This window comes from Amycolatopsis sp. NPDC048633 (assembly GCF_040650695.1).
Lineage (GTDB): Bacteria > Actinomycetota > Actinomycetes > Mycobacteriales > Pseudonocardiaceae > Amycolatopsis.
Genome location: NZ_JBEZHS010000005.1, coordinates 101,563 through 114,445 on the forward strand (window position 1 = coordinate 101,563; position 12,883 = coordinate 114,445).

The 12,883-nt window shown below is 71.0% G+C and carries 13 protein-coding genes; 3 read left to right on the plus strand and 10 right to left on the minus strand.

Translation table 11 applies throughout. The features are described from left to right. Positions 1-70: 70 nt before the first annotated feature. From AB0C38_RS13010 to AB0C38_RS13020, 3 genes are all read right to left on the minus strand, one after another. On the minus strand, positions 71-1,579 hold the full coding sequence (locus AB0C38_RS13010; RefSeq protein WP_360671238.1) for an AbgT family transporter: 1,509 nt from the start codon (positions 1,577-1,579) through the stop codon (positions 71-73). A 68-nt stretch (positions 1,580-1,647) separates the two neighbouring features. After that, complete coding sequence (locus AB0C38_RS13015) at positions 1,648-2,808, minus strand: FAD-binding oxidoreductase (RefSeq protein ID WP_360671241.1); 1,161 nt, start codon at positions 2,806-2,808, stop codon at positions 1,648-1,650. A gap of 26 nt (positions 2,809-2,834) precedes the next feature. Beyond that, a complete protein-coding gene (locus AB0C38_RS13020) occupies positions 2,835-3,548 on the minus strand; it encodes a GntR family transcriptional regulator (protein WP_360671244.1) in 714 nt (237 codons plus the stop codon). A 178-nt stretch (positions 3,549-3,726) separates the two neighbouring features. Between AB0C38_RS13020 and AB0C38_RS13025 the strand changes: the two genes are divergently transcribed. Next, on the plus strand, positions 3,727-4,377 hold the full coding sequence (locus AB0C38_RS13025; protein WP_360671246.1) for a lytic polysaccharide monooxygenase: 651 nt from the start codon (positions 3,727-3,729) through the stop codon (positions 4,375-4,377). Positions 4,378-4,445: 68 nt separating this feature from the next. Here AB0C38_RS13025 and AB0C38_RS13030 read toward each other — a convergent pair whose 3' ends face one another. From AB0C38_RS13030 to AB0C38_RS13045, 4 genes are all read right to left on the minus strand, one after another. Next, complete coding sequence (locus AB0C38_RS13030) at positions 4,446-5,324, minus strand: LLM class flavin-dependent oxidoreductase (protein WP_360671249.1); 879 nt, start codon at positions 5,322-5,324, stop codon at positions 4,446-4,448. Continuing rightward, the gene (locus AB0C38_RS13035) at positions 5,321-6,007 is read right to left on the minus strand and encodes a hemerythrin domain-containing protein (protein WP_360671252.1); all 687 of its coding nucleotides are present in this window, start codon (positions 6,005-6,007) and stop codon (positions 5,321-5,323) included. Before AB0C38_RS13035 ends, AB0C38_RS13030 begins: the two co-directional genes overlap by 4 nt. Positions 6,008-6,104: 97 nt before the next feature. Then, on the minus strand, positions 6,105-7,034 hold the full coding sequence (locus AB0C38_RS13040) for an AraC family transcriptional regulator (RefSeq protein ID WP_360671254.1): 930 nt from the start codon (positions 7,032-7,034) through the stop codon (positions 6,105-6,107). A 38-nt stretch (positions 7,035-7,072) separates the two neighbouring features. Next, on the minus strand, positions 7,073-8,002 hold the full coding sequence (locus AB0C38_RS13045) for an SDR family NAD(P)-dependent oxidoreductase (RefSeq protein WP_360671257.1): 930 nt from the start codon (positions 8,000-8,002) through the stop codon (positions 7,073-7,075). A 107-nt stretch (positions 8,003-8,109) separates the two neighbouring features. Here AB0C38_RS13045 and AB0C38_RS13050 point away from each other — a divergent pair, with 107 nt between their 5' ends. Both AB0C38_RS13050 and AB0C38_RS13055 read left to right on the plus strand, forming a co-directional pair. Continuing rightward, positions 8,110-8,667 (plus strand): TetR/AcrR family transcriptional regulator, encoded by a 558-nt coding sequence (locus AB0C38_RS13050; RefSeq protein WP_360671260.1) that lies wholly within the window; start codon positions 8,110-8,112, stop codon positions 8,665-8,667. Between the two features lie 58 nt (positions 8,668-8,725). Continuing rightward, on the plus strand, positions 8,726-9,115 hold the full coding sequence (locus AB0C38_RS13055) for an HPF/RaiA family ribosome-associated protein (protein WP_360671263.1): 390 nt from the start codon (positions 8,726-8,728) through the stop codon (positions 9,113-9,115). Between the two features lie 12 nt (positions 9,116-9,127). On the opposite strand, the gene AB0C38_RS13060 is transcribed toward AB0C38_RS13055, so the two are convergent. From AB0C38_RS13060 to AB0C38_RS13070, 3 genes are all read right to left on the minus strand, one after another. After that, positions 9,128-9,976: a hypothetical protein gene (locus AB0C38_RS13060; RefSeq protein WP_360671266.1), complete on the minus strand. Its 849-nt coding sequence runs from the start codon at positions 9,974-9,976 to the stop codon at positions 9,128-9,130. A 55-nt stretch (positions 9,977-10,031) separates the two neighbouring features. Next, on the minus strand, positions 10,032-10,508 hold the full coding sequence (locus tag AB0C38_RS13065) for a hypothetical protein (RefSeq protein WP_360671269.1): 477 nt from the start codon (positions 10,506-10,508) through the stop codon (positions 10,032-10,034). Positions 10,509-10,612: 104 nt separating this feature from the next. Beyond that, complete coding sequence (locus AB0C38_RS13070) at positions 10,613-12,877, minus strand: protein kinase (protein ID WP_360671272.1); 2,265 nt, start codon at positions 12,875-12,877, stop codon at positions 10,613-10,615. Positions 12,878-12,883 lie beyond the last annotated feature (6 nt).

Consider the following 12,883-nt stretch of genomic DNA (forward strand, 5'->3'; position numbering starts at 1 on the left):
CGCACCCAGCGTAGTGGAAGTGCCCGGCCCCGTGAAGGCGCCTCGGCGGGCGGTCGGTGAGCGGCGTGTCCTACCGGAGGGAAACCCCGGGACCCAGCGGAATCCCCAGGCCGTACCAGAGCGCGAACAACGCCGACCAGGCGATCAGGAAGACGAACGCGATCGGCACGGTGAAGGACATCAGGGTCCCGATCCCCGCGTTCTTCCGGTACTGCTGCACGAATCCCAGGGCCAGCACGAAGTACGGGCTCATCGGCGTCACCGCGTTGGTGACCGAGTCGCCGATCATGAACGCGCCCATCGCCGCTTCCGGGCGCACCTGCAGGTACATCATCATCGGCACCAGGATCGGCGCGAGGATCGCCCACATCGCCGACCCGCTGGTCACGAGCATGTTGAGCAGGGCGACGGCCAGCACGATGGCGAGCAGCACCACCAGGTGCGGCGCGTTCAGCGAGCGCAGGAGGTCCGCGCCCCCGACCGCCACGACCGACCCGATGCCGGTCCACGTGAAGTAGGCCAGGAACTGCGAGACGGCGAAGAACAGCACGATCACCGGAGCGATCTTGGCCACTCCCCCGGCCATGATCACCGGGATGTCCGACAGTGACGGGATGGTCCCGGTGATCCGGCCGTAGCCGAAGCCCAGGACCGCGAACAGCAGGGCGATGAACACGCTGATGTTCACCACCACCACCGACTGCACGATGCCGCCGCCGCCCATCAGCGGCGAGCCCGGCAGCACCAGCAGCACCGAGACCACCGCCACGAACAGCACGAACACGCCGGCGGTCACCTTCATCGCCCGGCGTTCCACGGCGGTGAGCTTGATGGCCGGGGCGTCCGCGGCCGGGTCGCCGTCCTCTTCCGACGGCGCGAACTCGGGCCGCTTGGCCAGGACGAGCTCGACCACCAGGGTGATGAGCCCCGCCAGGACCACCGACGACACCGCGGAGAAGAAGTACGTGGCGACGGGCGTCACCACGTAGCCCGGGTCGACGGTCTTCGCCGCCGCGGCGGTCAGCGACGACCGGATGGCGTCGGACGGGGTGACCAGCGGGCTCGCGTTGAACCCCGCCGACACCGCGACGTAGGCGACCATCACGCCGAGCACGGGGCTGCGGCCGGCCGCGCGGAAAGCGAGCGCCCCCAACGGGATCATCACGAGGTACGCGGAGTCGCTCATGATGTGCGCGATCATCCCGCTGAACGCGATCGCGAACGTCACCCAGCGCGCCGGGAGGCGGACCACCGTGATCCGCAGGAGGGCCTCGAGCAGGCCGCTCTTCTCGGCGACGCTCACCCCGAGCAGCATGACGAGGATGACCGCCAGCGGCGGGAACTTCGCGAGGTTGTCCAATGCGGACTTCGCGGCGAAGCCGATCCCGTCCAGCGAAAGGAGGTTCTTGACCTCGACGACCTCGCCGGTCTTCGGCAGGGTGACGTGGACGCCGGCCAGGGCCAGCACGAGGCTGGTGACCGCCAGCACCGCGGCCAGGATCCAGAACAGCCAGAACGGGTGCGGGAGCTTGTTCCCCGCGCGTTCGATCGCGCCGATGACGCGGAAGAGGAGGGTCATCCCGGTTTTGGGACCGGTGGTGCTTCGCTGCGTTTCCGTCATCCCGATCGGCCTTCCGTGGTGGGGACTTATTGCTCACCCAGCCGGGTGGCGTGCTGGTCGGCCTCGAAGTCCGCGCGCCGCCGGCCGGCGAACCGGGTGGGGCGGAACGCGTCGAGGAGGTCTTCGCCGCGGCCGGTCACGAGCTCGGTCGCGACCAGGCGGCCCAGGAGCGGCCCCAGGGTGACGCCGCTGTGCGAGACGAGGCAGTAGACCCTCGGCGAGGCGTAGCCGGCGATCGTGTGGCCGTCCGCGGGCAAAGAACGAAACCCGACCCGCAGGTCGATTTCCGGGGCCGGCGCATGGTCGGGCAGCAGCGCCGACAGCCGCCGGGCGATCGTGCGCGCGATCGGCCCGTCCGGGGCCGGCGGGTCGGCGGGGTCCACGGCGGCGTTCAGGTCGAGCGCCTGCACGACGGTGTGCCCGTCGGCGGCGGGGCGCAGGTTGAGCATCGGCGAGTGGACCACGCAGCGCAGGTCGATCCCGGGCGCCCGCACGTAGCCGAGCAGCCCGATGCTCGGCGATCCCGGCTCGACGTCCGTCAGCATGGGCAGGTCGATCCCGGCGCCCGCGGCGAGCCGCTCGCTCCAGCGGCCGGTCGCCAGGACGACCCGGTCGGCCTCGTGCACTTCGCCGCCGGCCAGCGTGACGGACACTCCGGCCGGACCGTCGCCGACGGCGACGACCTCGCCGATCGCGAAGGTCGCGCCGTGCCGCTCGGCGTCCGTGAGCAGGTTCGCCGGCAGCCGGTCCGGCAGGACGTACCCCTCGGTGGGGAAGTGCGCGAACGACACCGCGTCCGCCGGGATCCGGAGGGCGCCGGCGATCCGCGTCGCTTCGTCGCGCTCGACCCAGCGCACCGGATATCCGAGGGCCGACAACCGGTCGACGTTGTCCGCGAGCCAGGGCGCGCTCGCGGAGTTCGCCCAGTGCAAGGCGCCGCTGGGGAAGTACGAGGGCGGGCCGGGGAGCTGCCGGGCGAGCTCCGCGTGCTCGGTCATCCCCGCGACGTTCAGCCGGTGGTAGGCCGGGTCGAGCTTCCGGTTCGCGTTGGTCCACGCGAACGTCGTCGACGTCGTCCCGGCGCCCGCTCCCCGCCGGTCCAGCAGCAGCACTTCCGCGCCGGCGACCGCGAGCGCCCGGGCGACACCGGTGCCCAGCACGCCGGCTCCGACCACGACGACCTTCATCTTCGAACCTTCCTTTCCGAGGGTGCTCACACGGCCGAGGCGGGCAGCTCGACGAAGAACTCCGCGGTGCCCGGGCGGACGGTCGCCGTGACCACCTCGACGACGGTCCCGTCGGTGACGCGCAGCTCCCGGCGTCGCCGCATGGTGGCCGTGCCCGGCTCGCTGTCCAGCAGCTCCGCGTCGTGCTCGTCGAGGCTCACCGGGTCGAGGTAGAGCCGGATCGTGTCGACCGGCACGCCCCGGCGCCGCAGGTACGCCAGGCTCACGAGGTGCTCGAGGTCCTCGTCCAGCAGGTCGGGAGCCACCGAGAAGAGCACGACGTGCCGCTCGATCGACTGCGGCCGTTCGCGCAGGTCCAGCTTGCGGCGGACCAGTTCCACCACCGCGGTGTCCGGCTCCGCGCCGGGCAGGGCGAGCACGGCGTCGCCGGCCGTGGTGATCCGCGCGGACACGATCTCGTGGCGGCCCGGAGCCCCCTTCTCGGCGGTCCCGGGCACGACGAAGTTGAGCAGGTTGACCTGGCGCACGCCGTCGGCGACGAAGGTGCCGTGCCGCCGCCGGCGCACGGCCAAGCCCGCTTTCGCGAGGTCGTTGAGCACGCGCTGGGCGGTGGCGCGGCTGACGCCGTACTGCTCGCACAGGTCCTTCTCGGTCGGCAGCCGCGCTCCGGCGGGCAGCGCCCCGGAGTGGATCTGCTCTTCGATCACCCGCTTGATCCGCAGGTGCAAGGCGTCAGGCATGATTTGACCGTACAATTGAGCAAATGTCCGGTCAAGTGCCATCTTCCCGTGGGGAACAGACCAACCATCACCGATGTCCGGTTCGTTGAAGTTTTTCCGGATCACGGATACCCTGTGACGCACGCTGGGAGCGCTCCCAATGGTCACCACCACTCACCCCACGACTGGAGGCCCATTCATGCGTACACGGACCACCACCCGCCGGCGGAGCGTCATCGCCGTGCTCGTCGCCGCTCTAGCCGGGTTGTTCCTCTGGGTGCCGGCGGCCTCGGCACACGGCACCATCGTCGGCCCCGCCACCCGCGCCTACCAGTGCTGGCAGGACTGGGGCAGCCAGCACACCAACCCGGCCATGCAGCAGCAGGACCCCATGTGCTGGCAGGCTTTCCAGGCCAACGCCGACACGATGTGGAACTGGATGAGCGCGCTGCGGGACGGGCTCGGCGGCAACTTCCAGGGCGCGACGCCCGATGGCCAGCTCTGCAGCAACGCCCTGTCGCGCAACAACTCCCTGAACACCACCGGCCCGTGGCGGACCACCAGCCTGGGCAGCAGCTTCTCGATGCACCTCTACGACCAGGCCAGCCACGGGGCCGACTATCTCCGGGTCTACATCAGCAAGAACGGGTTCGACCCCACCACCCAGCAACTCGGCTGGGGCAACCTCGACTTCATCACCCAGACCGGCAAGTACGCCCCGGCCAAGGACATCACGTTCACCGTCCAGACGTCGGGCGCCTACACGGGACACCACGTCGTGTTCACCATCTGGCAGGCGTCCCACCAGGACCAGACCTACATGTGGTGCAGTGACGTGAACTTCGGCTGACCCCTTCGGCCGGAATCCGCAGGGCCCGGTCCGGTGCCGACAGCACCGGACCGGGCCTCTGCTTCGAATCAGGCCTGGGCCACCAGCTCGCGGACGGCCGGCACGACCTCGGCGGCGAACCGGCGGAGGACGTCCGCCGAATCGGCGCGGTAGAGGAAGAACGTGTCGATCCGGTGGTTCAGCGCCACCTCGGCCAGCTGTTCGGCCCACACCGACGGCGTCCCCTGCAGGAACCCGGGGCCGGCGTCGAACCGGCCTTCGATGTTGTACCCGCGGCGGATGCTCGCGGGTGCGCGGCCGGCGGCCAGCGCGGCCTCGTCGATGACCTTGTTGGCCGCGGGCAGTGCTTCCGGCGGGAAGTACGGCGAGCTCGGGATCCAGCCGTCGCCGATGGCGCCGGTCAGGCGCAGCAACCGCGGCTGGTAGGCGCCGAACCAGATGCTCATCTCGTGCCGGGGCGCCGGGCCGGGCTTGGCGCCGGAAAGCTGGTAGTGCTTGCCCGCGAACTCGACGTCCGCCTTCGAGGTCCACAGTGCACGGATGACGTGGACGGCTTCTTCGAGGGCCTCGATCGACTCGCCGGCGGTGCGGCGCGGGCCGCCTTCCGCGACGATGCCGTCCCACATCTGCTGGGCGCCGGTGCCGAGGCCGAGTTCGAAGCGGCCGCCGCTGAGGATGTCGAGTGTCGCCGCGGTGCGGGCCAGCACGGCGGGCGGGCGCAGCGGGAGGTTGAGGAGGTTGGGCAGCACCGTGATCCGCGTCGTCCGGGCCACGATCGCCGCCAGCAGCGCGATGGTGTCCAGCCGCTCGGGCCAGTACGGGTGGTCGGACAGGGTGACGACGTCGTACCCCAGTTCCTCCATCAGCTCGGCCAGTCCGACGACGTCCTGCGGGCGCTCCGCGGGCGGCTCGAGCAGGGCACCGAACTTCACCTCGTGCGCGGTCACTGTGCTCCCCCGACGCGCTCGGGCGTGGCGGTGCCGTGCACCCGCTGCGCGTGCGCCACGAAGGCTTCGGCGGCCAGGTCCCCGATGACCGAACCGACCTCGGGCGGCATCGACGCGACGATGTCCCGGACGGTGCCGGGGTCGGCCTCGTAGGCCATCAGCCCGAATATCAGCGGCATCCGCTCCGGCGCGACGTCGGCCGCACTGGCGGCGATCATCTGCCCCCACTCGGCGGCCGTGATGTGCTTCCCGATGAGAGGAAGCGCTTTCTCTTCCTCGACGGCGAGGTGTTCGACGAGCCGCTCGTGCAGCCGGGTCACCGATTCGGCGAGCGCTTCGCCCTGCACCGGGTCGGCGCTGTCGCGCCACAGCGCGAGTTCGGTGCGCACCTCGTCCAGCAGCTTGTCGATGGCTCCGTGCTGCTCCGCCATCACCTGCACGACGGGCTCGGCGTCGGCACCGGCCCGGTCGAGCAGGCGGTGCCACAGGTGCTCGTCCTCACCTTCGTGGTGGTGGTGCAGGACGGTGTCCACGAGCTGCATGTGGTCGGCGACGATCGCGGCGCGCTCGACGTCTCCGTCGGCCACGCCGCGGATCAACGCCGAGGCGAGGCCGATCTCCCGGCGGAACATGGTGTGCGCCATATACATGTCGCGCACGTCGGCAAGGGGTTCGTTGCTCATGGCTCGCTTTCCCGAATGGTTCCGGATCACTTCCGTGCCGCGGAAGCTAGCAGGGAAACGCTCGCACACAAGGAAACTGTCCAGGATGCGCAGCCGGCTATCCGCGAAGCGTACGCAGCGGTTTCTGGCCGTACTTGGCCTCGTGCGCGGCGGCGAACCGGCCGAGGTGGGTGAAGCCCCAGCGGCGGGCCACGCCGGCGACCGACTCGGCGGACGGGTCCGCGGCGCGCAGCTCCTCGTGCGCCCGGCGCAGCCGGACGTCGCGGACGTACTCCATCGGCGACATCCCGAGGTGCTGCTGGAACCCTTTCTGCAGGGTGCGCGGGCCGACCCCGCACCGCGTCGCCAGCACGGTCAGCGTGAGCGGCGCCCGCGGATCCGATTCGATGAGATCGATGGCGGCGCGGACCGACGCCGGCCGCGCGGCGACGACCGGGCCCGCGAGCGCCTCGGCGTGGGAATGGGACGCGGCGAGCACGAAGCCGTTGAGCATGCTCTCGGCGAGCGGCGCCGCGACGAGGGGCTGGGAAAGCAGCCCGCCCGCGACCGACAGCTGCCGGTTGACGGAGAACAGCAGGTCGGCCCAGCCGCGGCCGTAGCCGTCCCGGGTGTTCATCACCGGGTCGAAGGTGACGCGGCCCGAGGTGCGGTCGCCGACCAGCCGAGCCAGCGCGGACTCCACGGCCGGCAGGTCGATCCGCACGCACAGGGCGCGGTAGCCGGCCGGCCACCGCGCGGCGAACTCCCCGCCGCCGGGCACGTACACGGCCGAGGACTGGTTGGTGACGATCAGGTCGACGCCGCGGTGCCGGGACTCGAACCGGCCGGTGATCGGCAGGTGGACGTAGAACCCGGTGCCGACGTCGTCGGTCTCGAGCCGCAGCTCGTCCTGGAACGCGACCTCGCCGATGGTGATCGGCCCGAGTGCGGCGTCCCGGTAGGTGGAGACGGTCACCTCCGCCTGCGGCACGGTTTCGATCGTGGCCGTGCGCACGAACATCGGCTTCCCCCGGCGTGGCGCGTTCATCGCCGTGGAGCATACGGACGCGCCCGCAAGGTCTCCGCTCACCCGCCGACGCCGGTCAGCTTGACCGAGAGGTCCCACAGCCGGCGCGCGTTGCCGGGGTCGAGAGCGTAGTCCGCGACGCCCCGGCGGACGCCGGGCGTGAACGGCTCAGCCTCCTGACAATCCTCGAAGTAGGTGCCCGTGACGCCTTTGACGAGCGGGGACGCGGCCAGCAGTACCGAGGTCGCGGCCCCCTGCGCGATGTTCTTCTCCGACACGCCGGTCTGGCCCGAGGGATCGAAGGTCGGCGGCGGGGCGTCGATGTGACGGCCCAGGTTGGTCTCCCAGATCCGGCCGGGGTTGAGCGCGTTCACCGTGATGCCGTCACCGGCCCACCGCTTGGCCGCCTCGACCGCGAAGAGGATGTTGGCCGTCTTCGACTGCGCGTAGGCCAACCACGGGTCGTAGGGCTCCTTGACGAAGTCGAGGTCGTCGAAGCGGACGGGTCCGTTGACGTGCCCGACCGAGCTCAGCACCACGACCCGGGCGTCTCCGGCAGCCGCGAGCGCGTCGTGGAGGCCCACGGTGAGCGCGAAGTGCCCGAGGTGGTTCGTGGCGAACTGGAGTTCGCGGCCCTCGGGCGTGCGCTGCTCGGGACTCGCCATGACGCCCGCGTTGTCGACCAGGATGTGCAGCGGACCGGTCCAGCTCTCGACGAACCCGGCGACCGACGCGAGGTCGGCGAGGTCCAGCCGGGCCGCGTGGACGTTCGGGTTGCCGATCTCTTGCACGGCCTGCGTGGCCGCGTCGAGGTTGCGCGCCGCGATGGTGACGTCCGCCCCCGCCGACGCCAGCACGCGCGCGGTCTCACGACCCAGGCCGCTCGCTCCGCCCGTGACGATCGCCCGACGTCCGGTGAGGTCGACGCCCGCGATCACCTCATCGGCGGTCGACTGGGCGCCGAACGGCGTGGTGATGCGTTCTGTCATGACCCTGTCCTTCACTCGGAAATCTTCCCCTAGGATGTAAGTGGAGTCGCGTCCGCTTACCTCCTCAGCATAAGCGGATGCGCGTCCGCTTGCAAGGAGGAGGACTGATGTCGCGCTCACTTCGCGCCGATGCCCAGGCCAACTACGAGCGACTGCTGGAGGTGTCCGCGCAGGTGTTCGCCCGCGAGGGCGCCGACACCTCGATGAAGGCGATCGCCCGCGAGGCGGGGGTCGGCATCGGCACGCTCTACCGCCGGTTCCCCACCCGGGAGGACCTGATCGAGGCCACCTACCGAAGCCGGACCGATCTCCTGTGCGACTCGGCGTCAAGCCTCCTCCAGGAGCTCCCGCCGGTGGAGGCCCTGCGCACGTGGATGGAACGGTTCGTCGACTACATGCTCACCAAGCAGGGCATGGCCGACGCGCTGCCGGCGATCCTCGCGACCCGCGAGGGACTTCGCCTGCACAGCCGCGAAGCACTCGCGGGCGCGGTCACCGAACTGCTGACCGCCGGCATCTCCGCCGGGCGTTTCCGCGCGGACGTCTCCCCGTCCGACGCGCTGATGGCACTCGGCGGCATCACCCTCATCAGCGGCCACGAGCACCAGCGCGACCTGGCGAGCCGGCTGATCGACCTGCTGCTGGCCGGACTCGCCCCGGTTTGAGCCGGCCGCCCCCGTGGTACTGACCGAGTTCATCGCTGTCCCGCTTTGGAGGGTGCTCGTGCAGATCCAGGTCAACACCGACCACAACATCCACGGTGGCGAACGACTGGCCACCTTTGTGACCACCGACCTGGAGACCAGCCTCTCCCGGTTCGGCGGCTGGTTGACCCGGGTGGAGGTGCACCTCAGCGAGGACGGCGGCGGCAAGCCGGACGACAAGAAGTGCGTGATCGAGGCGCGGCCCGGCGGCAAGCAACCGGTCGCGGTCACCCACCACGCGACCACTGTGGACGACGCGTACGCCGGGGCGGCGCACAAACTGGGACGGGTACTGGATTCCCGGTACACCCGCGCCCACGACCACAAGGGCAGCGACAGCATCCGGCACATGCCCGCTCCGGAGGACCCGGAGCAGGTCGGCGTGATCGAGGACGAGCCGAAAGCCTGAGCAAGAGCCCCGCTACTGCCGCGCGACCGCCCACGGCATGAGCTTCTCCGCGAGCGCCCGGCTGAACGGCCGCACGAGTGTCTGCAGTTCGTCGCAGGCGGCCTCGCCGATGTGGGCGTAGGGGGTGACGCTGTTCTCGTCGGTCGCCTTCTCGATCTCCGCTCGGCGGGCCGCGCCGGAGGGCGTGAACGTCGGGGCGGAGTCGTCGGTGAGCCAGTCGCGCTCGCGGAGGCCGGTGATGGCCCCGGTCCAGTCGTCCTCGGACCAGGCCCGGGACGTGCGCAGGGTCTCGGCGGGCACGGCCCCGGCGGCCGCGTGGGTGACGAGGGCTTCGATGCCGCTCAGGCCGGCCGTCAGCAGCGCGGCGACGTGCGCGTCGCCGCGGTACTCCCGGAGCAGGGTCTGCGCGTGCCACAGCACCAGATGGGGCTCGGCGGGCCACGGCAGGGCGGCGTGGGCGGCGAAGAGCGGGCGGCCGGTGACGTCGCCGGTGACCGTCTCGGCGGCCGCACGGAGGAGAGCGGCGGCCCGGTGCATCCCGGGCGAGCTGATCGCGTCGCCCAGGACGCCGCGCAGGGCCTGGTCGGCCGCGGTGTAGCGGGCGGTGAGGACAGCGGCCGGGTCGGTGGTGGCCCAGGCGGTGGTGATCGACTCCCCCACGAGAACGGGGTTGAAGTTGTAGAAGGTCGCGACCACGACCGGCGCCGGGACGGCACCGAGCGCCGCCGACCGCGACGCGAAGTAGCCGGCGCGGCCGGTGAGCCCGAGCGCCTTGTAGGCGGCCGCGGCTTCCGGGGCGAAGTAGATCATTCCGTGGTAGGGCTCGAGGAATCGCCAGGTCCGGCGCGCCGCTTCGATCACGGCGTCAACATACCATCCGGTCGGTACGGCGTCGGTCACGTCGGGTACGAGCCCCTCACCGCCGCGGCGGCATCTGGCCTTCGAGAATTCCTCGCACCCTCGTTCCCACCACCCTTCCGGCTTTCAGCTCGTTGACCGAGTTGATCGCGTTGACGACTCCCGACAGGATTCCCGTGACACCTTGAGCCACCTCCCCCATCGGCAGTTCTCCGATCTTTTCCAGCACCTCCACGGCCTGCTCGGCACTCGTCGGATCCGGTCCGGGAGACTCCGGAAAAGGGCGCGAGAACGCGACGACCTTTTTCACGCCATCGAGCTTGATCCGGATCGCGGCCCCGGTGAAGATCTTGGGCCAGTCGAACGCGGCCCCGGCAATCGCCCCACTGAGGCGAAGGCCACCCGAGTCCGCGAAGGCAAAAGACGTCCGATCCAGCGCGAACACCCCGAAGTCGAAAGCGTTCGCCTTGTCCCAGAAGAAGATCTTGTCCGGACCCAGCCACGCCGGTACCACCAGTGACGCTTGGTCGTGCACGGGCAACCACCTTCGTTCACAGAGGCAACGACAGGAAGGTGGTCGTTTCGATCAATTGCCTCGTTACTCGATTCGCGCCGCCGTTCGCCGACGCGCCCGCGCGGTCAGTGCGGCTGGGAGAGGTCGCCGGGCTTGAAGGCCTTCACCGTGTCCGTGACCGGCTTGTCGAGCTCCGCCTTGTGGGCGGCCGGGTAGAGCCAGCGCAGCCCGGCCGCCGAACCGGCTCCGCTGGCCTCGTGCTCGTAGAAGATCCGGCCGTCGCCCTGGTAGCCGGAAGCCGTGTAGCCGTCGGCGTCGACGGAGCGGAAGGTCACCCGGCCGTCGTTGCCTTCCACCGCGGCGACCAGCTGGGCCAGCTTCTCCGCCGGCCCGAGGCCTGCCGAGTTGGTTCCCCACACCGTCAGCGTCGCGCCGAGAGCGGCATTCCTGAACATCATCCCGTCGCCGTTCTCCGGGACCGACGACGACGCGGTGTAGCCCGGCGGCACCTGCGTGGTGAACCCGAAACGGGCGTTCGTGTACGTGGTCCCGGCACCCGGCTGCCCCGAGGTCGGCGGTGGTGTCGAGGAAGCAGCCGGCGCCGTCTTGCCCAGCATCGTCAGGAACTTCGGCTGCAGCAGGTCGCCGAGCTCCTCGTACGGCAGCGCCACGGTCTCGTTCCCGTCCGCCGACGCGCAGCCGAGCTCGTACCACAGGATCTCGAACTCGGCCCCGGTCTCGGTGAATCCGAACGTCGCCGCCGGCACGTGGTCACCGCCGCCGGGCCGCTCCGCCGCGTCCATGCTGACCTGCTTCTCCTGATCCCCGGCGACCGTGGGCACGGTGCAGAAACCGTTCTTCGTGTGCGGCGTCAGCCGCTGGGTCAGGGTCCGCATGCCGGCGGCCGTCAGGATCTCGGGCCGGAACACGTCCTGCGGCCCCAGCACCCGCCCCGTGGCGAGGTCGACGGACAACGCTTCGGGGAACCGCCAGGTGGTGTGCCCCAGCACCGTCGATTCGAGATCGTGCTCGTACCGCACGGAAAGCAGGTCCGGCGTCTGCCGCAGGACCCGCGCGGACGTGCGCAACGCGGGCGTTTCGCCCTCCTCCCGGATCCGCTCGAGCGTGCTCGGGTCCGCGACGGTGTCCCGCACGGTTTTCAGCCGCTTGTCGACCGGCGCCCGCAACGCGTCGTTGATCCGTTGCCGGACCGCGGCGTCCGGGCCGCCGGACACCTGCGGGTACTGGAGCTCGTGGCTGATCGGCAGCGCCGGGTCCCGCCCGGACAGGGTCTGCACGTTGACCGACAGCGCCGCCGCCGGCGGGGCGGGCGGGTCGTCGTCCCCGGGCGGGAAGAGCACCAGCCCGCCGGCGACGAGCCCGCCGAGGATCGCGACCGCGATGGCGATCTTGCCCGCCAGCACCGCGGTCATGCCCGTCCCGGTGCCCGCGGCCGTCACGCCGGCCCCGGCTCCGGCCGCCGCGACCGGTGCGGCGGCGGTGCCGGCGGCCGTCAGGAGCGCCAACGGCGTCAGCGCCGTCAGCGCCGCGGCCGAGGTGGCCAGCCGCTTCCAGCCGCGCTTCTCCCAGTTCTTCCCGTAAGCCTTGCGGGCGACGGTTTCCAGTTCGGTCACGAAGGCTTCCGCCGTCGCCGGCCGCCACGCCGGGTCCTTCGCCATGCCCCGCGCGATCAGCGGGCGCAACGCCTCGGGCACCGATTCCAGCGGCACCGGCGCTCCCCCGTGCAGGGTGCGCAGCTGTTCGCTCGTCTCCGCTTCGAACGGCCGGCGCCCGGTGATGCACTGGTAGAACACGCACGTGGCCGCGTACACGTCGGTGGCGGGCCGGCCGGGGTGACCGGCCCACTGCTCCGGCGCCATGTAGGCCGGGGAACCGGCGGTCAGTCCGTTGTGGCCGTCCAAAGTGGCCAGTCCGAAGTCGACCAGCTTCGACTCGCCCTCCCGTGACACCAGCACGTTCCCCGGCTTGTAGTCCCGGTGGACCACGCCGGCCGCGTGCGCGGCGGCAAGGCCGAGCAGCGAGCCCTTCAGGATCGCCAGCGCCGCCTCGGGCGCCAGGACGTCCTCCGCCACCAGCAGCGCGCGCAGCGACACGCCGGGCACCGCCTCCATGACCAGCGCGGCGCCCTGCGGTGTCTCGACGAAGTCGAAGAGCCGGACCACGTGCGGGCTCCGCACGCCGGACAGCAGCCACGCCTCCTGCCGGAACCCGTCCGCGATCCGCGCGTCGGCGAGGAACTCCGCGCGCAGGTACTTGATCGCCGCCATCTTCCCCGAGGCCTCGTGCTTGGCCAGCACGACCCGCCCGAAACCGCCGGTGCCGAGCACGTCCACTTCGGCGTACCCGGGCACGTGCCAGGTGTCGTTCATCTCCCG